General features: G+C 62.0%; 22 protein-coding genes. 9 read left to right on the forward strand and 13 right to left on the reverse strand.

The window, feature by feature from the left end; genetic code table 11:
- Positions 1 to 5: 5 nt before the first annotated feature.
- From C453_RS11540 to C453_RS11550, 3 genes are all read right to left on the reverse strand, one after another.
- Positions 6 to 614: an ArsR/SmtB family transcription factor gene (locus tag C453_RS11540; protein ID WP_008324685.1), complete on the reverse strand. Its 609-nt coding sequence runs from the start codon at positions 612 to 614 to the stop codon at positions 6 to 8.
- Positions 615 to 661: 47 nt separating this feature from the next.
- Complete coding sequence (locus C453_RS11545; protein WP_160163397.1) at positions 662 to 2,026, reverse strand: S8 family serine peptidase; 1,365 nt, start codon at positions 2,024 to 2,026, stop codon at positions 662 to 664.
- A gap of 141 nt (positions 2,027 to 2,167) precedes the next feature.
- Positions 2,168 to 3,364: an ABC transporter substrate-binding protein gene (locus tag C453_RS11550; protein WP_008324687.1), complete on the reverse strand. Its 1,197-nt coding sequence runs from the start codon at positions 3,362 to 3,364 to the stop codon at positions 2,168 to 2,170.
- Positions 3,365 to 3,503: 139 nt separating this feature from the next.
- Here C453_RS11550 and C453_RS11555 point away from each other — a divergent pair, with 139 nt between their 5' ends.
- The 3 genes from C453_RS11555 to C453_RS11565 all read left to right on the forward strand — a co-directional run bounded on the left by C453_RS11555 (position 3,504) and on the right by C453_RS11565 (position 5,632).
- On the forward strand, positions 3,504 to 4,118 hold the full coding sequence (locus tag C453_RS11555; protein WP_008324688.1) for a hypothetical protein: 615 nt from the start codon (positions 3,504 to 3,506) through the stop codon (positions 4,116 to 4,118).
- Between the two features lie 78 nt (positions 4,119 to 4,196).
- A complete protein-coding gene (locus tag C453_RS11560; RefSeq protein ID WP_008324689.1) occupies positions 4,197 to 5,069 on the forward strand; it encodes an amidohydrolase family protein in 873 nt (290 codons plus the stop codon).
- A 104-nt stretch (positions 5,070 to 5,173) separates the two neighbouring features.
- The gene (locus C453_RS11565) at positions 5,174 to 5,632 is read left to right on the forward strand and encodes an SRPBCC family protein (protein WP_008324692.1); all 459 of its coding nucleotides are present in this window, start codon (positions 5,174 to 5,176) and stop codon (positions 5,630 to 5,632) included.
- 13 nt (positions 5,633 to 5,645) lie between these two features.
- Here the strand turns inward: C453_RS11565 and C453_RS11570 are convergent, their stop codons facing one another.
- Both C453_RS11570 and C453_RS11575 read right to left on the reverse strand, forming a co-directional pair.
- Positions 5,646 to 6,410, reverse strand: coding sequence for an enoyl-CoA hydratase/isomerase family protein (locus C453_RS11570; RefSeq protein WP_008324698.1), 765 nt, complete (start codon positions 6,408 to 6,410; stop codon positions 5,646 to 5,648).
- A 23-nt stretch (positions 6,411 to 6,433) separates the two neighbouring features.
- The gene (locus C453_RS11575) at positions 6,434 to 7,081 is read right to left on the reverse strand and encodes a helix-turn-helix domain-containing protein (RefSeq protein ID WP_008324699.1); all 648 of its coding nucleotides are present in this window, start codon (positions 7,079 to 7,081) and stop codon (positions 6,434 to 6,436) included.
- A gap of 92 nt (positions 7,082 to 7,173) precedes the next feature.
- Here C453_RS11575 and paaA point away from each other — a divergent pair, with 92 nt between their 5' ends.
- The 5 genes from paaA to paaE are packed head-to-tail and all read left to right on the forward strand — an operon-like array spanning position 7,174 to position 9,926.
- Positions 7,174 to 8,121 (forward strand): 1,2-phenylacetyl-CoA epoxidase subunit PaaA, encoded by a 948-nt coding sequence (gene paaA, locus C453_RS11580; protein ID WP_008324700.1) that lies wholly within the window; start codon positions 7,174 to 7,176, stop codon positions 8,119 to 8,121.
- Positions 8,122 to 8,133: 12 nt separating this feature from the next.
- Positions 8,134 to 8,463, forward strand: coding sequence for a 1,2-phenylacetyl-CoA epoxidase subunit PaaB (gene paaB / locus C453_RS11585; RefSeq protein WP_007540998.1), 330 nt, complete (start codon positions 8,134 to 8,136; stop codon positions 8,461 to 8,463).
- A complete protein-coding gene (gene paaC / locus C453_RS11590; protein ID WP_008324701.1) occupies positions 8,463 to 9,335 on the forward strand; it encodes a 1,2-phenylacetyl-CoA epoxidase subunit PaaC in 873 nt (290 codons plus the stop codon). The genes paaB and paaC overlap by 1 nt, the downstream gene beginning before the upstream one ends.
- Positions 9,328 to 9,753 (forward strand): 1,2-phenylacetyl-CoA epoxidase subunit PaaD, encoded by a 426-nt coding sequence (paaD, locus tag C453_RS11595; protein ID WP_008324703.1) that lies wholly within the window; start codon positions 9,328 to 9,330, stop codon positions 9,751 to 9,753. Before paaC ends, paaD begins: the two co-directional genes overlap by 8 nt.
- 2 nt (positions 9,754 to 9,755) lie before the next feature.
- Positions 9,756 to 9,926: a 1,2-phenylacetyl-CoA epoxidase subunit PaaE gene (gene paaE, locus C453_RS20435; RefSeq protein WP_007541004.1), complete on the forward strand. Its 171-nt coding sequence runs from the start codon at positions 9,756 to 9,758 to the stop codon at positions 9,924 to 9,926.
- A 283-nt stretch (positions 9,927 to 10,209) separates the two neighbouring features.
- On the opposite strand, the gene C453_RS11600 is transcribed toward paaE, so the two are convergent.
- From C453_RS11600 to C453_RS11635, 8 genes are all read right to left on the reverse strand, one after another.
- Positions 10,210 to 11,658 carry an aldehyde dehydrogenase family protein gene (locus C453_RS11600; RefSeq protein ID WP_008324706.1) on the reverse strand — a complete coding sequence of 483 codons (1,449 nt, stop codon included), beginning with the start codon at positions 11,656 to 11,658 and terminating at the stop codon, positions 10,210 to 10,212.
- A gap of 132 nt (positions 11,659 to 11,790) precedes the next feature.
- Positions 11,791 to 12,174 (reverse strand): PaaI family thioesterase, encoded by a 384-nt coding sequence (locus tag C453_RS11605; RefSeq protein WP_008324708.1) that lies wholly within the window; start codon positions 12,172 to 12,174, stop codon positions 11,791 to 11,793.
- Between the two features lie 78 nt (positions 12,175 to 12,252).
- A complete protein-coding gene (paaK, locus tag C453_RS11610) occupies positions 12,253 to 13,542 on the reverse strand; it encodes a phenylacetate--CoA ligase PaaK (RefSeq protein WP_008324709.1) in 1,290 nt (429 codons plus the stop codon).
- Between the two features lie 47 nt (positions 13,543 to 13,589).
- On the reverse strand, positions 13,590 to 14,315 hold the full coding sequence (locus C453_RS11615) for an ABC transporter ATP-binding protein (protein ID WP_008324710.1): 726 nt from the start codon (positions 14,313 to 14,315) through the stop codon (positions 13,590 to 13,592).
- Positions 14,312 to 15,076: an ABC transporter ATP-binding protein gene (locus C453_RS11620; RefSeq protein WP_008324712.1), complete on the reverse strand. Its 765-nt coding sequence runs from the start codon at positions 15,074 to 15,076 to the stop codon at positions 14,312 to 14,314. Before C453_RS11620 ends, C453_RS11615 begins: the two co-directional genes overlap by 4 nt.
- Entirely contained in the window at positions 15,069 to 17,045 is a 1,977-nt protein-coding gene (locus C453_RS11625) for an ABC transporter permease (protein ID WP_049907655.1), read from the reverse strand. The genes C453_RS11620 and C453_RS11625 overlap by 8 nt, the downstream gene beginning before the upstream one ends.
- 1 nt (position 17,046) lies before the next feature.
- Entirely contained in the window at positions 17,047 to 18,303 is a 1,257-nt protein-coding gene (locus C453_RS11630) for an ABC transporter substrate-binding protein (RefSeq protein ID WP_275039773.1), read from the reverse strand.
- 99 nt (positions 18,304 to 18,402) lie between these two features.
- Complete coding sequence (locus C453_RS11635) at positions 18,403 to 19,407, reverse strand: LLM class flavin-dependent oxidoreductase (protein WP_008324716.1); 1,005 nt, start codon at positions 19,405 to 19,407, stop codon at positions 18,403 to 18,405.
- A 77-nt stretch (positions 19,408 to 19,484) separates the two neighbouring features.
- Between C453_RS11635 and C453_RS11640 the strand changes: the two genes are divergently transcribed.
- Positions 19,485 to 19,946 (forward strand): VOC family protein, encoded by a 462-nt coding sequence (locus tag C453_RS11640; protein ID WP_008324717.1) that lies wholly within the window; start codon positions 19,485 to 19,487, stop codon positions 19,944 to 19,946.
- Positions 19,947 to 19,964: the final 18 nt, after the last annotated feature.

The following is a 19,964-nucleotide window of genomic DNA, read 5'->3' on the forward strand; positions in this document are numbered from 1 at the left end:
TACCGTCACGCTCTCGTTCGGTACGTGGCCGCGAGGACGGTGGCACCGACGATGAAGACTACGAGGCCGACGTCGACGGTGGCCAGTACCTCCGCGAGGGAGTGAAGCGCCCCGTTCACGACTGGCGGTGTCCCGTAACTCGCAGGCGTGACGCCGCTTCCTTGACTCGGGACCGAGGCGACGAACCGGTCGGTGAGATATTGCACGAGAACACTCCCGGCACCGAGCGCCGCAATCGCGCCGAGGTACTTCGCGAGCGTCTCTTTGGCCGCGGATTCGTCGTCGACGAAGACGATTGGACCACTCTTTGGTCCCCAAATCGTCATCTCCTTTCCTTGGTCCGAGTAGGTCGTTCCGACTTCTTGGATGAGGTCCGCAGATTCGAGATTCGAAATGTGATAGGTCACAGTCTGGATAGAGCGGTCGGTCACGGAAGCGAGTTCTGAGGGTGTCGACGGCTCAGATTGCACGTGGTGGTATATCGAACGGCCGGTGTCGGAGCCGAGGGCGTCCATGATTGTCTCGCTCTCTTCGGTTCCGTTCTCGACGAACCGAGGGGTCGTCTCTCCCTCGTCGAGGCGTGCAGTGTGTAGCTGTGAGATTCCGCCAGACATGGGTTGGTTCTCTGTTACTCTTGCTTGTTAGGCATGCGACAAAATCGTTATTGGCTATCCGTGTTCGATTCGCCATCACCAAACGGGCGCTCCCGGATTGCGAGTTCGACGCTGGCCACTGGGTCTACCACTCCGTATCCGGACCGGACAGTCGGGGTCTGTGTTTTGGACGCTGCACCGAGTTCGAGACTGCGCTCGACCTCGGCCGGAGTCGCTTCGGGGACGACATCGAACACGAGTGCAGCGACGCCACCAGTGTAGGCGGCAGCGGTGGACGTTCCTGGCTTCTCTGTCCGAGGCCATACCGTCCACAACTCGGCTGGGGCGACGACATCGACGCCGACTCGTCCGTCCGCGGTTGGTCCACGACCACTGTATGGTTCGACTTCGTTGGTCGATTGGTTGTACGCGCCGACCGAGACGACGTTCCGGGCAGTCGCTGGGGCGGTAATCGACCCGTTCTCACGGGTTTGGTTGAACCTGTTCGTCGGCGAGGAGACCTCGAACGTGACCGAAGCGGCCGCAGCACTGGCCGACGCCGAGTCGCCGTAGTCGACGACGACGTAGTGCACACCCGACTGCAACGTGGCTCGGAGTCGTTCGACTGCGACCGAACCGTCACGAACCGACTCGGACGTTGCTACGGCCTTGTCGAACGTGGTGGGACGGTGCCGATAGACTGTCAGCGAGAGGTCTATCGGATACGACGACGTGGTGTTCCACGTGAGCCACAGGTCGATTGGTCCTGCTGTCTCTACGCGCTCCCCGCGTAACGGCTTCAATCGAACCGCGGTGCTGTTTGGAAATTGGTGACGAGACCGGGCGGTCGGACGGAGTTGCCCTTCCCAGTGGCCCTGCGCGAGGTTTCCAGTCGGAGCAACGACGACAGCGCCCTGCTCGCTCGCGCGTGTGACTGCCTGAGAGATGCCCGAGCGACCATCGTCGGAGACGCCCAACGCACTGAACTGAAGGACGATGACGTCCGCGTTCTGTCGGGACAACCACTGAATCGCCTTCCGAGTGGTCGTCGCGGAGTCGACTTTTGCCAGTGCGAGGTCGGCGTCCGGTGCGGTTTTGGCAATCGTCACGGCAGCTGCGGTTCCGTGGTGGTTGACACCACCGTTGTCGAGGCGACTTCCCTTTCCAAACGCTTTCGTCGCACTGACTCGTCCATCGAGCGCTGGATTGTCAGTGTCGAACCCCGTCACATCGACGATTCCGACAGTCACACCCTCGCCTGTCACGCCTCGTTCGTGGACGTGCTCGACGCCAGTGGGAACGTCAAATGTATCTGAATCGACGGGGACCGTGTCTGCTGGTCCTGCTTTTGGACCGCGCAGTTCGCCTGCTACCGTGTGAGGATTCGACAGCGACACCCACGCGAAGCCCGCCGTAACGACGAGTATGGCCACCACAACCACGCCGAAACGCGTCGTATCGCTGTTCACGGTAATCGCACCTGATGAGGGAATTCGACGCGCTGGAGGGCCGATTCCATCGGGTTTGCAGTCCGTCGGTGTCGTGGCGTTGTCTCCCGTTCCATACGCCGTCGTCTATTCAGCCATCCGACTCCAGTAGTCGTAGTACTGGTGTTCTAACGCGGGTGTTATCCAGTGGAGGGTCCAGTCGTCCGACCAGCTATAGAACGCCTCGCGTTCGGTGTCCAGATAGTCGCTCACATCGACACTCGGTTTGTGGCCGGTGTCACAGATTTTAACCGCATTCTTCGGGTTCAGACACCAGTTGGCGAAGAGGACTGCAGTCGCGGGGTTCGGCGCTGCCTTCGGAATCACAGTGTGCATGGCTGTCGCCCACGCTCCTTCGTCAGGTACCGTGTAGTCGAGCGGCGCATCACGGCCGAATCGAGCGGTGTACAGCATCGGGAGGTCGAGGACGCCGACGACTGCGTCTCCATTCGCGAACGCCTCGATGGATTCGGATATCGTCCCGTGGTACATCTCACGCTCGTCGAGCGTCTGGACGGTGTCGATGAGCGTTTCGTAGTCGTCCGGCGACGTTGGGTCCGCTTGTGTCAGTAAGCCAGCGAGGAGAAATTCGGGCTTGACGAAGTCGAGTGCGCCGATGGCCATCCGGTCGGCGTATTGCTCGTCTAAGAGGACCTCCCAACTGGATGGCGGTTCGTCGAAGTGCTCGGTGTTGTACACGAGCGGGGCGAGTTGCATCTCCATCGGAACCGCATAGAAACTCCCATCCTGCTGTGCGGGGGTGTGAGTTCGAACACGCTCGTCGAGGTGGCTCCAGTTCGGCATCACATCCACCGGAAGTTCGAACACGAGTTCGTCGTCCAAGGCTCGCCCGAGTATCCACCCACCGTCCGTGCTGACACTGTCGAGCACGGACTTCGGACCAACGTCCTCACCCGTCGCGTGCTGTGTGACCGCTTGCACAATCCCGTCGAGGAGGCCCGGTGAGTCCGTTCGGCCACCCTGTTTTTTGCTTTCTTTCCACTCGTACGGGTCGCCGTAGTTCGTCACCTCGACGTCGAACTCGTCGCCGAACCCGCTTCGACGTCCGGCGAGTGACTTGTACTTGTTTCTCGTGACGAGTTTGGTTCCATAGTTCGTCGGCGGCCACTCTTCGATGTCTGTCGGCGCGCGGGTCGCGTCTGGGCCGCGAGCAGAACAGCCAGCGAGTCCAGAGACTAGTCCGGCCGTCGCTGCATACGTGAGAAATCGTCGTCTGCTCGCCGTGGAGGGGCTACGTCGGTCGGCAGGGCTTCGACGTCGCATACTCTCTCGTTCTGACTGGTATCTCTAATAACCCGGACTACACTTCGAACACGGTCGAAGTCTGGACGCGTACTGTCTGCTTCCATATCACGTCAAAACGATGAAAGATATATGGTGTACTGTCGTGTTACCGTCACGTATGGGTGAACCAACAGACGGTGGCGACGACGGGCCATCTGCTGCAAAACGGGAGGGACAGCGAGGATTGTCCGACAGTCGCGCCGAAGAGTTTGTTACGCGCACACTCCAATACGAATGGGCAGATACTATCGTCGCCAATCCACCCGAGACAGAGGGAATCTCGTGGGTACCCGGAAACATCGGCGATTCGTGGGGCCGTGTCGCTCCCGACGCGTGGAGCGTCGGGCGAGAGTTTGGGGTCGACCTGTATTTCAGACACCACCCTACCCCGGAGTTGTTCGGTCGCGGGACGTTCCATCTCGAACTCACAGTCGACACTGTCGAGGATGGGAACCAAGCGTCACCGGCCGACGAGAACCTCGGGACACTCCGAGAGGTCCTCGCTGACGCTGTCGCCCACGACGACCCTGACGAACTCGTCGACGGGTCGTGGGTGGAGTCGACGCTGGTCGAAGACGACGAGCACGTTCTCTGGCGAGCGACCTACAATTTCTCGGCCGGTGACGACGTCGCCTACCACGAGACGTTGCAGACGGCTATCGAAGACCACGCGTGGATTGTCCCGCTTGTCACCGACGCGTTCCAGTCGATGGCAAACGACCTCTCGGACTGAATCTGGTTAGTTCGATTTTCCGTCACGGAATCGTGCGACTCCGTTCGATTTTTACCGTCACGGCGTAGTTGTACACTGATGACCGTGAGGGATACACTCGACGAGCCGCGCATCATCGACACCCACGCACACCAGCCGACGGCGGAGTTTTTGCGCGACGCTGGCGGCGAGATGATGCAGGACGCGGCGAACAAGTTCGGCACGGAGATGGAGACGTGGGACTACGAGGCGATGATAGAGGAGTACCACGAACAGGGTATCGGGAAGGCCATCATGCTTGGGTGGGACGCCGAGACGAACACGGGTAATCCGCCGGTTCCGAACGACTACGTCGCCGAAATCCGCGACGAGTACCCGGACTTCTTTATCGGGTTCGGGAGCGTCGACCCGCTGAAAGACAACTGTGTCGAGGAAGCGATTCGATGCGTCGAAGACCTCGACCTCTCTGGGTTCAAGTTCCAGCAAATCGCACAGGGCTTCGACCCGAGCGACGAGGCGCACACCGAGTTGTTCGACACCATCGAGGACCTCGGCGTGCCCGTCGTCTTCCACGGTGGAAACTCCACGCTCGGTGCCGGTTCTCCGGGTGGCCGTGGACTCAAAATCAAGTACGGAAACCCGATGCTCATCGACGACGTAGCGGCGGAACATCCCGACCTCCAGATCCTCATCGCTCACCCGGCGTTCCCGTGGGAGAAAGAGCAACTGGCCATCTGCCAGCAGAAGGGGAACGTCTACATGGACTTCTCGGGGTGGCTGCCGAAGTACATCGACGACCAGGTGCTTCACTACGCGAAGACGGTGCTGCAGGACAAGGTGATGTTCGGCACCGACTACCCGATGATTCGCCCCGAACGCTGGTTCGAATCGTTCGACGAATACTTCGACGCGCCCGACGAGGTCAAGCGAAAGCTTCTCTGGGAGAACGCCGAGGAGTTCCTCGGGCTGTAACTCGGCTCACGCCGATTTTTTTGGCGTGTCATGATTTTCCCGGGGGTTCAGCGTGTGCCACCGAACGAACCGTTATCGTGTGGCAGGAAGTATCTAGATGTACGATGATTCTCGAAGAGACCACCAGCGTGAACGCGCCCGCCGAAGACATCTACCACTTCTTCGGGGCGATGGACGAGAATTACGAGCGCTGGCACCCCGACCACATCGAATTTCGGTGGGTGAGTGGAGATGGGTTAGAGACCGGCGCGGAGGCGTACTTCGAGGAGCGAATCGCAGGCGAGTTACAGCGGAAGACAGTCCGATTCACAGAGGTCATTCCCAACCGATACATCGAGTTCAAACCCACGTCGTGGCTGGTGGGGATGCTCATGCCGTCTCTCAGCTTTACTATCGACCCAGCCACCGACGGTTGCGACTTCACCCAGCGAATCAAGGTACGGACCGGTCCAATCGGTGCTCGGTTGAATCGGCGGGAGTTCGACGCCGTCCGTGAGCATATGACCGCGGAAGGGGAGAATCTAAAGCGCATCCTCGAATCAGAAGCCACCAGTACTGTCTGAGAGCGGGGTTGCTTCAGTCGAACTCAGGCCGCCGCTTTTCGAGAAACGCCGAGACGCCTTCCTCGTGGGAGTCGGTATCGTAGGCGAGCGTCTGGGCGTGCGCTTCGTGTTCGAGGCCGTCGCGCCACGACCGGCCGAGATTCGCGTGAATCGCCTCTTTTGCGAGTGCGAGCGTCTCCGTCGGGCGCGAGGCCAGCGTCTCGACCATCTCGTCGACGGTCGAATCGAGTTCGTCGGCGTCGACCACCTCATTCACCAAGTCGAGTTCGGCCGCTCGCTCGGCCGAGATGAGCTTCCCAGTGAACGCCAGCTCTTTCGCCGCTCGGAGACCAACGAGACGAGGAAGAGTCACAGTCGCACCTGCGTCGGGGACGAGGCCGACGTTGACGAACGACGCACCGAACCGAGCATCTTGGGCGGCGTAGGCGAAGTCGCAGGCGGCGACGACCGAGGTCCCAGCACCGACGGCGTCGCCGTTGACCTTGGCGACGACCGGAACCGGGGCGGTGAGTATCGCTTCGGCGACCCGCCCGAGCGTTCCCCGGACGCGTTCGTATGCCTCGCGAGCGGTCTCGTCTCGCTTGGCCATCGCCTCGATATCGCCACCAGCGCTGAAGGCGTCGCCGTCGCCGGTGAGAACGACAGCATCGAATTCGTCGGGAGTTACCGCTTCGAGCGCTTCCGAGAGTTCGCGTGCCACGTCGCCGGTGAAGGCGTTCTTTACCTCGGGGCGGTCGAACGCTACAACCCGCACGCCGTCGGCGTCTTCGACTCGCATACGCCGGTGTACACGGACAGTACTTATATAGACTCGCCGAAAATTGTCTGGAAGAGCGACTGCTGTGCTCGGCGCAGGCGTTCGAGGAACGCTGACTTGCTGATGCCGAGTTCCGCGGCAACCTCGTTTGCGGTGCGTTCTCTCGGGATGGCGAAGTAGCCCAACTCCAACGCGACGCGAAGGCTCTCTTCTTGCGCTGGGGTCAGGTCCCACGCACGGCCGATTGGTTCGTCTTCGTCGGCACGGAGCGGATAGACACGCTGGAGCGTGATGCCGACCGTCTGACCTGCTTTCTCCATCACACCCCGAAGCACGTCGTACCCGACGACGGCACCACGCATCGTCGCCCCGCCCCCGCTGTACTGCATCGACTCGACGAGGAAGCCCTCGTCGACGAGTTCGTGGACGACACACGGATGCTTCGAGAGACAACGATACGTACAGGTGTCGTCACCCCCCGTGACGTGGAGGTACCGAATTCGCTCGTCGCGGTCCAGCGTCGTCGCCAGTCGGTCGTCGAGCGGCGCTGAAAAGCGGAGCAGCACGTTCCCATCTGTCCGAAGTTGTGGAGCCGCCGCATCGACAGTCACTGCTGCGTCCTCGGTCGCTCGTGCGAGGGGACAGTCGTCACCCTCGATACGAAACTCCGCGACGAGGCACTCGTCTATCATGACACATGTACACACGCACGACCGGTATAAAAATGCAGTCTATAGGCGGGCCAATCGGTAAGTGGTTGCTCACGATAGTTAATGGCAGAGAGATGGACATCGAAACCGTCAAAGAACGGGCAGGGCCGCGAGAGTTCTCCGCCAAAGACGACATGCCGGAGGAGTATCGTAAGGCTGCGACCCGGATGATTCAGTTCCACGCGAACAGTGAGATTATGGGGGCGTATCTGGAGCGACCCTTCATCCGTCAGGCACCGAGCTTAGAGCGCAAACTCGCCTTTTCGGCGAAGACGCAGGACGAACTCGGCCACGGGCAACTCCTGTACCGCGCCGCCGAGAGTCTGGGCGTCAAGACCCGCGACGAGATGCTCGACGAACTCGCCAACGGTGAAGGAAAGTTCCTCAACTGCTTCCACTACCCGATGGAGTCGTGGGTGGAGACCCCGATGATTGCGTTCTTCGTCGACGGCGCGGCGATGCGCCGACAGGCGACGCTGAAGAACACCTCGTGGGAGCCGTACGCTCACGCGATGGACAAGGTCTGTTTCGAGGAAGGATTCCACGTCAAACACGGCGAGGCAATCCTCCACGAACTGATGACCGGCTCCAAGAAAGAACAGGAGATGACCCAAGAGGCCTTCGAGAAGTGGTGGCCTCGCATCATCCAGTTCTTCGGCCCCACCGACAAGCAGTCGACCCACCACGGCTTCGCCAGTGAGGTCGGCCTCAAGCAGATGTCGAACGACGAACTCCGGCGGGCGTTCCTCAACAGCTACGTCCCGAAAGCCGAGAAGTACGGCCTCGAAATCCCGGACACGCCGCGCATCACGAAGAACGACGACGGCACCTACGAGGTCAACGAAGACGACCTCGACTGGGACGAGTTCTTCCAGATTGCGAAAAACGAGTACGAACCCGGTGTCGGCCAAATCGACGGTCGCAAGAAGGCCCAAGAGGCGGTCGCCTGGGTCCGCGAATCGATGGACAAACACGAACAGACCATCTACGGCGGCGGCGAGAGCCCGCAGGCGGCAGACTAACGGAGTGATTCGATGATTTGGGAAGTATTCCGACAGAAGAAGGCAGGTGACTATCACACCCACTGCGGCAACGTCCACGCACCCGACCGCGACATGGCGTTGCTGTTCGCAGAAGTACAGCACGGGCGACGGATGCCCACCAACAGTCTGTGGGTCGTCCCGAAGGACGAAATCGGCGAAGTCGACACCGAGGACGTCGCCTTCGGTGGCACGACCGACAAGTCCTACCGTTGGGCGATGACCTACAACTTCGAGGCCGCGGCCGAAGAGGTCGCCGCCTCCGAGAGCGAACAGTCCGAAGCCGAACAACAGCGACGTTCCGTCGTGGAGGGTGACGACTGATGGCGGCAGCGAAGCAACTCCCCGGACCGCAGGACCTCTCGGACGACGAGCGCGAAGCTCTCGAAGCACTCCTGTTCAGTCTGGCCGACGACGAGTTCGTCATCGCCGAGCGCTACACCGAGTGGCAGGTTCGCGCACCGACTATCGAGTCCGACATCTCGGTCGCCAACATCGCGCAGGACGAACTGGGGCACGCCCGCCTCTATTACGACCTGCTCGAAGACTTCGGCTACGATGAACCCGACCTCATCTGGGAGCGCGACGCTGACGAATGGCGACACAGCACGCTCTGTGAACTCCCGTTCGAGGAGGGTGACTGGGCCGACTACGTCGTCCGGTCGTTCCTCTTCGACGAAGCCGAGTACATTCGCCTGCAGGCGCTCGAAGGCTCGTCGTACCCGCGTCTGGCCGACCGCATCGGGAAGATTATGGCCGAAGAGAAGTACCACCGCGAACACGCTCGCAGTTGGCTCGAACGCCTCTGTGAGGACGACGAGTCGCGCGCTCGGATGCAGGACGCCGTGGACAGGCTCATGCCCCACGCGCTGACGCTGTTCGCACCGACCGATGAGGATATCGAGGCTCGAATCGACGACCTCGGCATCCGCACGGAGAACCTCCTCACCATGCGCGAGGAGTGGCTGGACGAGGTCGTCCCGAGACTCGAATCGGTCGGTCTGCACGTCGAGGAAGCACAGTTACCCGAACAGTACGATGTCCACCACGCGGACTTCGACATGCCCGACGAACTCGGACGTGACCAATCGCACACCGACGCGTGGTTCGACCTCTACGACGAGTTCACGAAGAGTTACCGTGAACTCGGCCGCCACGAGGCGGCGAAGATTATGAAGGACCCAGACGATGAGTAGTGAATTCGACCCCGACCCGACCGAGGCGCAGTACTGCGCACACACAGACTACAGCGAGGGCACCGCCCACGAAGAACTCCCCGCGACTGGCGAGGGTTCTGTCGGCATCGAGCGCGACGTGTGGGACGCCCTCTACACGGTCGAGGACCCGGAGATGCCCATCAGCATCGTCGACTTGGGTCTCATCTACGCTGTCGGGGTCGAACCGGAGACCGGCGAAGCGCGAATCGACATGACCCTCACCTACACCGGCTGCCCGGCTCGGAACATGCTGAGAGACGATATCCGGTCGGCAGTCGAGGCGGTCGAGGGCGTCGAAGACGTGCTCATCAATCTCGTGTGGAGTCCCGCGTGGTCCACCGCGATGGTGACCGAACAGGGCCGCGAAGACCTCCGCGATTTCGGCCTGAGCGTGTAACCATGAGACGACTTTCAGACCCGAGCGTTACGACGACCGGAGAGACGGCAGGTGCACAATGTCCCTACTGCGATGGGACGAACACCGACCGCGAGCATCCGAAAGGGCCCTCGCTCTGTCGGTCGATGCACTACTGCCACGACTGCGAAGAACCGTTCGAGAAGTTCGGCTGAGCGGTCTGACTCCCGGTTGTGCCCGTCTGCTCGCTGATTGCATCCATTCCTCGTTTTCTCCATCTCTCTTCGAAACGCTGAGTCGTAGCTGACTGAGTCAGTCATCCCGCTGAGCCGGAGGCTTGCAGCGGTCGAATTGTCTTTTCCTGAACCGAAAATGGACTCGTGAAAAGTGAGGGGAATAGACGAAGCGTGTCAGAGGCACTTCGCCGTACGTCAGGGGTCGGTCGCCGAGTTCCCCAATCGACGCTTGGTTGGCACTCGAAGACGCCGACCGTCGTCCTCAGATGTTGATGTTGACGTTCTTGGCCTGCGTGAACTCGCGGACTGCTTCTTCGCCCTGCTCGCGGCCGTGGCCACTCTGTTTCGTGCCGCCGAAGGGCGTCTGCGGGAACGTCACCGGGTACTCGTTGACGCTGACCATGCCGTAGTCGAGGCGGTCGGCGACGCGGTGGGCTTTCGAGAGCCCCTGCGTCCAGATACCGGCGAGAAGACCGTACGGCGAGTCGTTGGCGAGTTCGACTGCCTCTTCGGTGTCCGAGAACTCGATGACCGAGAGGACCGGCCCGAAGATTTCCTCGCGGGCGACGGTCATGTCGTTGGTCACGTCGGTCAGGACGGTCGGTCTGACGAAGTAGCCCGTGTCTTTGGCTTCGTCGACGCCGCCGCCACAGGCGACAGTTGCGCCCTCGTTCTCACCGATGGAGATGTACTCCAGTACGTCCTCCATGTGGCTCTCGCTGACGACCGGCCCCATGCGGGCGTCGTCGTCGATGCCGGAGCCGAGCGGGGTGGACTCGGCGCGCTGGACGATTTTCTCGACCAGTTCGTCGGCGACGTCCTCGTGGACGAGGAGGCGCGACCCGGCCCAGCACATCTGACCGGCGTTCATGAAGATGCCGTAGTGGATGCCCTTCGCGGCGGCGTCGAGGTCGGCGTCCGGGAGGACGATGTTCGGTCCCTTCCCGCCGAGTTCGAGCGTCACGCCGGTAACGTTCTGGGCGGCGTCGGCCATGACTTGCTTGCCGATTTCGGTGCTGCCGGTGAAGGTGACGTGTTCGACGCCGGGGTGCGACGCGAGTGCGGACCCTGCGCCGGACCCAGAGCCGGGCACGACGTTAACGACACCGTCGGGGATGCCAGCCTCGTCTGCGGCGAGGCCGTAGTAGAGCGCCGACAGCGGCGTCTGGCTCGATGGTTTCAGGACGGTGGTGTTACCGCAGGCTAGCGCGGGGGCGAGGCTCCGACCGGCGAGTTGGAACGGGTAGTTCCACGGGGCGATGTGCGCGGTGACGCCGAGCGGTTCGCGCGTCGTGAAGTTCACGCGCTCGCCCGGAACCGGGTTGTACTGGCCGGTCACTTTGTCTGCCCACCCGGCGTAGTACCGGAAGGTGTCGATGACCATCTGGACTTCCATCCCGGCTTCGAACGGCGTCTTGCCGTTGTCGTGGGATTCGACCAGCGTAATCTCGTCTTTCATCTCCTCGATGGCGTCGGCCATCGCGTGGAGTTTCTGACCACGCTCGGAGGGGCCCATCGACCGCCACTCGCTTCCGTACTCGGCTGCCGCGTCTGCTGCCTGAACTGCAGCGTCGACGTCTTCCTCGTCGGCGCGCGCTACTGTTGCGTACAGTTCCTCGGTCGCGGGGTCCACGGTCTCGATGGTCTCTCCGGCGGCGGCGTCTACCCACTCGCCGTCGATGTAGAGACTCGTCGGTCCACTGTATTCCATTACGGATTCGTGTTCGGAGCGCAATTATTAATTGTTACCGATTACGCCAACCGCGACGGGGTCGGGTGCATCTGGGAAGAGGGTCGCAAGAGTCCCACGCCCGACGTAGAAGCAGGTTATCCTGTCTAGTAGTCATCCAGTCTTGTAGACGCCGCGTGCGCTGGCGATGTGCGCTCCGTCCTCGGCGTATACATCCACGTCCACGGTCCCCACGTCGCCGCCGAGGCGAACCACGTTAGCCTCTGCACGGAGGTCGCCAGTTCCGGCGTTCAGGTAGTCGATACGCATGTCGATAGTCGGGACGGGTTGGTCGACGAGACTCACGAGAGCCGCGCCGCCGACCGTGTCCGCGAGTGTGAACGTGACGCCGCCGTGGGCCATGACCTGGTCGGCGTTCCACGACAGGTCCTCTCGCATTTCGATGTAGCCCTCTGCGTAGCCGTCTTCGACTTCTGTCACCTCGACGCCCAGGAGTTGGGCGAATGGCATGCTCTCGAAGAACTCCTCGATGTCCATACGGTCATATCTCAGGTGGGCGTTAAGTTGGTTTCGCCCGTCGAAACTCTCGGACGGAAAAAAGCGACCGGAACTCAGTCACCGATGGTCGTAGACGCGTTGTACCTTTCCGACTTTCGTGCGCTCCATCTCACCCGGGTCGACGAGCGTCACGTCGTCGGGGCTGAACGACAGCACACTGGAGAGTCGTTTGTGAATACGGGATTTGAGGTCGCTTCTGGACCCGTCGAAGTCCTCGGCAAGTTCGACCGTCAAGTCGAGTTTGTCGAGTGACCCCTCTCGCTTGAGGTCGATGCGGTAGTATGGTGCGACCTCGTCGAATTCGAGGACGACCGACTCGACTTCGCTGGGGTAGAAGTTGACCCCGCGGACGATGATGAGGTCGTCTGCACGGCCAGTTACAGAGTTCATCCGCACGCTGGTCCGCCCGCACCCACAGGTGTCGTAGTCGAGGGTGGTCAAGTCGCCAGTTCGGTACCGGAGGACGGGCAACGCAGTCTTCGTGAGTGACGTCAGCACGAGTTCGCCTTCCTCGCCTTCTTCGACCGGGTCACCGGTGTTCGGGTCGATGAGTTCGGGATAGAAGTGGTCCTCCCAGATGTGCATGCCGTCCTGTTCGAGACACTCGACGGCGACACCCGGACCGATTATCTCCGAGAGTCCGTAGTTCTCGACGGCAGTCGCGTCGAAGCGCGTCTCTATCTCGTTTCGCATCGGCTCCGTGCAGGGTTCTGCGCCGAAGAGAATCGTCGACAGTGCGAGGTCGGCCGGGTCGTAGCCCATGTCTTCGGCGACTTCCGCGAGGTACAGCGCGTACGACGGGGTGAGACAGATGGCGTCGACGTCGAGGTCGGCGAGCATCTCGACCTGTCGTTGGGTGTTGCCGCCGCCGGTCGGAACGACTGCCATTCCCATCGCGGTCGCTCCATCGTGGAAGCCGAAACCACCTGTGAACAGCCCGTAGCTGTAGGCGTTCTGGAGGCTGTCGTCGCTGGTCAGTCCGGCACCGCGGAACCCTCGTGCCATCACTTCGCGCCAGACGTCCAAGTCGTCTTGGGTGTAGCCGACGATTTTCGGTTTCCCGGTGGTTCCCGACGACGCGTGAATGCGGACCACCTCGTCCATATCGACGGCGAACAAGCCAGTCGGATACTCGTCTCTGAAGTCTTCTTTCGTCGTGAACGGCAGTTTCGAGATGTCGTCGACGCCCTCGATGTCGTCCGGCGTGAGTCCCAGTTCGTCGAACGCCTCGCGGTAGAACTCGACGTTCTCGTAGGCGTGTCGAACCGTCTTCACGAGTCGCTCGTCCTGCAGGTCCCGTAACTCGTCTCTGGGGAGTCGTGTCGCGTCCGCGTCGCTGTCCCTCATTACGCTACACTCCTCAGTACTATCATAAAAAATTGTCCACGACCGAGTTACTCGGCGAGCGAGACGCCGAGGTACCGGTCGAGCACTTCTTCTGACTCGGCGACTTCGTCTGCGGGACCCTCGTGGACGACTTGCCCTTTGTCGAGGATATAGACGTAGTCGGCCGCGTCGAGTGCCACCTGCACGTTCTGCTCGACGAGCAGGATGGTGACGCCCTCGTCGTTTAGCTCGGTTATCTTCCGCTGGACTTGCTTGACGATAGACGGAGCGAGACCCTCGGTCGGCTCGTCGAGCATCAGGAGGTCCGGCGCGGAGACGAGCGCGCGGGCGATAGCGAGCATCTGTTGCTCGCCGCCCGAGAGGTTCGCCCCCCTGCTCTCGTGGTGGCGCGCGAGGTTTTCGAACTCGTCGATTATCTCGTCGACGCTCGGTTTCTCGATGTCGCGTCGGCCACCGATACGGCCGATTTCGACGTTCTCGCGGACTGTCAGTCCGGGGAACACGCGACGCTCTTCCGGGACGAGCGCGATACCTGCCTGCGCCGTCTTCTCGGGCGAGAGTTCGGTGATGTCGTTGCCATCGAAGGTGACAGTGCCGCTCGTTGGCTTCACACTCCCGAGGATGCTGCGGAGCGTCGTCGTCTTCCCGACACCATTGCGGCCGATGAGCGTGACGACAGACCCCTTGTCGACGTCAAGGTTGACGCCCTGAAGGACCCGTGTCGACCCGTACCCGGAGACGAGGTCTCGGACCGAAAGCAGCGGGTCGGTCACGCTTCGACACCTCCGAAGTACGCTCTGCGGACTTCGGGGTCTTCCGACACCGCATCGGGTGTCCCCTCAGCGAGTATCGCGCCCCGATGGAGCACCGTGATACGGTCGGAGACGCGCATCACAAGGTCGATGTCGTGTTCGATGAGGAGCAGCGTCCGGTCCGACAGCACCTCGTGGATGAGGTCCATCGTCGCACGCGTCTCCTCGGCGCTCATCCCCGCCGTCGGCTCGTCGAGGAGGACCATGTCGGGGTCCGTGGCGAGCACGATGGCGATTTCGAGTCGCCGCTTGTCACCGTACGCGAGGTTGTCGGCGACTTCCTCACCGCGACCCGACAGGCCAGACCGGTCGAGGACGCGCTGGGTGTGCGCGTTTACTTCCTCGAAGGTGTTCGCTCGCTTGAGGAACTCCTCGGTCGGGCGGAAGTCTCCGTGCTGTGCCGCTTGTGCCGAGAGCCTGACGTTCTCGCGGACCGTCAGCCCGGAGAAGATATTCGTAATCTGGAACGACCGACCGAGACCCTTGCGGACGCGCTCGTGTGGCGGCAGCCCGGTCACGTCCTCGCCGTTGAACGTGACTGTCCCGCTCGTCGGGCGAAGCGCCCCCGTCAGCAGGTTGAACGTCGTCGTCTTCCCGGCCCCGTTGGGACCGATGAGACTCCGGAACTCGCCGCGTTCGACTTCGAGGTTCACGTCGTCGACGGCGACGAGTTTGCCGAACTCTTTGGTCAGATTCGTCGTCTGGAGGATGGGCTCAGTCATGCTGTTCCACCTCCGTTTCCGTCACGCTCGTCTGGTCGCGGACCACCGACCCGAACGTGGGGTGGTCGGCGACCGTCCGTGGGAGCGACACGAGCCCCCGCGGGACGAAAATGACGAACAGGACGAACAGCACGCCGATGACGAGCTGCCACTGGTCGATGTACGACGAGAGGATGTCTTCTGCGGCGACGAAGACGCCTGCGCCAATCATCGGGCCGTAGAGCGTCCCCATGCCGCCGAGGACGGTCATCACGATGACCTCACCGGAGTTAATCCAGTGGAGGAACGACGGGGCGACGTAGCCGTTGTTCGCGGCGAACAGCCCGCCAGCGAGTCCGGCGAGCCCGCCGGAGACGACGAACGCACGGCGCTTGTAGGCCGTCACGTCGTAGCCGATGAACGAGGCCCGGTCTTCGCTCTCGCGGATGGCCTGCAGAACCGACCCGAAGGGCGCGCGGATGAGCCGACGAGCCAGCAGGTACGACCCCACGACCATGGCGAGGAGGAAGTAGTACTGGACGATGCCGCCGTCGAAGACGAACAGGCCCAGCGGAATCTCGAACTCACCGGGGTCGATGCCGAGTCCGGCGAGGCCGTAGAACACGTCCACGCCGAAGAGGCCGTCAGAGCCGCCGGTGAAGTCGAACTTGAACACGGCGTTGTAGAACAACTCCGCGAACCCGAGGGTAATCATCGCGAAGAACACCCCGGAGACCCGTATCGACAGGTAGCCGACGAACCACGCGATAGCTGCACAGACTACCACGGCTACCACGAGCGCGACGAACACCGACGGCGAGATGTGAATCAGCGTGAGAACCGATGCGTACGCGCCGACGCCGTAAAACAGCGTGTGCCCGAGTGAGACCAGTCCCGCGTAGCCGAGGACTAAGTCGAGGCTAAGCGCGAACAGCGCCCAGATGAGGATGTCTTCGAGGAGCGTCACGGAGTAGGTGACGCCCGTCAACTCCGCGAGGAACGGCACGAGCACGAGGACACCCACGGCAGCGTAGCCGAGTTTCGCCCGTGTCTCAGACGAGAGGACGCCACCGCCTGCACCGTGCAGCAGTGCGCCGTCGTGGTGCTCACCGGCACCGATAGAAGTCCCGAAGAGACCCGTCGGCTTGACGACCAACACGACAATCATGAGGAGGAAGACGATGAGTCCCTCTAAGAACGGCGTGTAGGTCCGCGCCAGCGTCTGGACGAGGCCGACGAACAGACCGCCAGCGACTGCGCCCCGGAACGACCCGAGACCGCCGAGGACGACGATGACGAAGGCGGGGATGATGACGGCATTACCCATCGTGGGGCTGACGTTCTGGAACGCCCCGAGGACGATGCCTGCGACGCCAGCGAGCGCTGCGCCGAACCCGAACGTCAGCGTGTAGTAGCGGTCGATGTTGATGCCGAGGTTTCGAACCATCTCGCGGTCCTCGGACCCGGCGCGGATTATCATCCCGAACTGGGTGCGGCTCAGGAGGAGCCACGTTCCGAGTGCGAGAACCGACCCGATGACGATGATGGCGTAGTTGTACATCGAGTACGTGAACCCGAACAGCGCAATCGGCTGGTCGAGTGCGGCCGGGATTGGGAACGGCTGGGCCGACTTCCCCCACACCGAGGTGATGAGGTCGTTGATGATGAGCACCAAGCCGAATGTGAGGAGAATATGGTACAGCGGGTCGCGGCCGTAGAGTCGCTTCACGGTGAGCCGTTCGATAGCCATGCCGATGACACCGACGAGTAGCGGGGCCACGACGAGCGCGACCCAGAAGCCTGCGCCTCCCAGTGGTCCGGCGATGGCGAACGCGAAGTACGCCCCGAGGGCGAACAGTTCGCCGTGGGCGAAGTTGATGACGTCCATCACGCCAAAGATGATGGAGAGGCCGGCCGCGAGGAGGACGTACACCATCCCCACGACGAGTCCGTTGAGGACCTGTTCTGCGACTGCGGTGGCGACAGACATATCAGAGGGTGCAGCCCAGTTCGCCGCAGTCGGGAAGCGCGTCGGCACCGTCTATCATCTCGCCGAGTTCGACGGCCGCAGGACCGCTGCCGCCCTCCGGTGCCACCAGTTCACCCGGCCAGACGGGATTCATCGCCTGGTGGTCGCAGTCGCGGAACTGGTTCGGTCCGAGGATGGTGTCCATCTCCAGTCCCGGGAGGACGTCCTTGACCTCGGCTGGGTCCGTGGAGTCAGCTTCCGCGATTCCCTGCGCAGTCATCCGAATGGACATGTAGGCCGCGCGGGCGAAGTTGTCGGGGGCGGAGCCGTATTCGCTCTGGTAGGCCTCGACGAAGGACTGGTTGTCGCCCGTTTCGATCGACGGAAGATAGCGGACACCGCCGTAGGTTCCGTAAGCCGCCTCGCCGAGCGCGCCGCGGACGACGGCGAACGTCATCGTCGGTGACATCAGGTTCACGTTCTCTTTGAGACCCTGCCCCGCCGCCTGCTTGACGAAGTTGATGAGGTCGCCGCCAGTCATCCCGAGGACCGCCACGTCGGCGTCGGAGTTGGCGATTTGACTGACGTACGAGTTGTAGTTGGTCGAACCGAGTTGCGAACGACTGCGGCCGACGACGTTGATGTCGTGGCCGTCTTTCATCCGCTTTTCGACGCGCTGCATCACCGACTCACCGTAGGCGTAGTCGGCGATGTGGAACCAGACGTTGGTCCCGAGGTTCTCCGCGGTGAAGTCGGAGACAGCTTCGGCCATCTGTGCTGTGTTGGTCTCCGCGCGGAACACCCACTCGTTACAGTTCGACCCGGTGATGGGCACGGCCGCACCACCGGGGTTGTAGATTACTTCTTCTTCCTTCGCGAACTCGTTGAGCGCGAGCGCGACACTGGACGAAATTGCACCCATGATATAGGATGCGCCGTCCTGCTCGACGACCGACTGTGCCTTTCGTCGTCCTGTCGAGGGGTCTGCTTCGGTGTCCTCGTAGACGCCGGTAATCTCGACGTCGATGTCGTCGTTCTCGTTGACGTGTGCGATGGCGAGCTCCGCGCCGTTGCGTTGCCCTTCTGCGAGGCCACCGTAAGGACCAGTCATCGGACTGATTATCCCGTAGGTGATCTCGTTCGCCCCGCCGCCACCGCCGCCGAGGCACCCTGAGAGGCCTGTGAGGCCGGTTACACCGGCGAGCCCTGCTGCCTGTACGAATCTCCGCCGTGACGGACGCAGCCCACTACCGCTGTCCGCGGAATTCTCGTCTCTCATCATGGTGAGTATGTATGTTCACAAGTAACATGAAAATCTTCACGTTTAAATGTTTGCGTTTCCGCCCCTTCGAGAAGGCTGCGGTACCTGAAAACGAACTTACGAGACGTGCGGAACGACCTCTTCGCCGAGGCGGTCGATGCACTCGACCATCCGTTCGGTTCCGATACCGGGGTGGTACGTTCGGAAGATGAAGTGGATATCGTCGCCGAGGGCGTCCCGATAGCGTTCGAGGTCTTCGACGACGTCTTCTGGTGTCCCGTAAATCGCCTGCTCTTTGAGTTCCTGCCGACGCTCTTCGGACAGTTCGGGCACCGATTCACCGGAGAAGATTTCGGCGTAGCGGCGCTGAATGTACAGATAGCCGTCTTTCATCGCGTCCCACGCCTCTTCTTTCGAGTCGCCGACAAACCCGTGTTGGAGGACATAGATTGTGAAGTCGTCGTCGAGGCCTTCCTCCTCGCGGACGTTTCTGATGTCGTCGACGCGCTTTTTCACGCCACCAATCGACAGCGACGAGGGCGCACACCACGCGTCGGCGGTTCGCGCTGCGCGACGGACTGCGGGCTTTGCAGCACCGCCGAGCATCAACGGAACGTCGTGTGCTGGCTTGGGTGTCACGTCGACGCCCGTCGCCCCGGCGTGGAACGCCGACTCGTGTTCGATTGGGCCGTCGGACCACGCGTCCCGCAGGAGCGACACCGTATCAGAGAGCCGTTCCACGCGCTCGTCCCGAGGGACGTCGAACGCGTCGAACTCTCGCGGATTCGACCCGATAGAGAGACCGAGCGTCGTTCGCCCGCCGGACAGCAAGTCGACTGTCGCCGTATCCTCGGCGAGGCGAATCGGGTCGTACAGGGGCGCCAGCGCTATGCAGGTTCCGATTTCGATGTCGTCGGTGACTGCCGCGAGCGCGCCGAGTGCCGGCATCGTCCCGGAGAGATAGCCGTCGTCGAGGAAGTGATGCTCCGAGACCCACGCGCTCGCCAGTCCGGCGTCGTCTATCGCTCGCCCGAGCGTCAGCATCTCGTCGTACAGTTCCGACATCGGTCGGTCGTCGTCCGGCCGCTTCTGACAGGTGAACAAGCCAGTCCCGAGTTCCATGACTGTGAGTATCTACCTCGTCTATTAATAGTTAGGAACATCGAAGGGAGCGTATGCCGGTTTCAGACGACTCCCGTATGCCTCCTGCTCGCGTCGACCACGTCGGAATCGCCGTCGAGGACGTCGACACGGCGGAACAGACGCTCTTCGCACTGGGGTGTGAGCGCGTGCATCGAGAGACAGTCGCCGACGGCTCGTTCGAGTGGGCGACCTACGTCCTCGGCGACGCGTCGCGTCTCGAACTCATCGCCCCCGTCGAGGGTGAGTCGTTCCTCACTGACTATCTCGACGCCAACGGGCCAGGACTCCATCACGTCACGCTGGAAGTCGTCGATATCGACGCCGCAATCGAGGCGTTGGAAGACGCAGGCGAGCGCGTGGTCGGGCACTCCGTCGAAGACGGCTGGACCGAAGCGTTCGTGTCGCCACAGAACCCGACCGGCGCGCTGTTTCAGCTGATGGAGTACCACGACGACTACGCGGACAAGGGGCCAGACGAGGCGCTGTTCGTCCACGGAGAGCGACTGCAAAACGAGTGAGTTCGGGGGCTGTTCTCG

The sequence above is a fragment of the Haloferax elongans ATCC BAA-1513 genome, from assembly GCF_000336755.1.
GTDB classification, from domain to species: Archaea; Halobacteriota; Halobacteria; order Halobacteriales; family Haloferacaceae; genus Haloferax; species Haloferax elongans.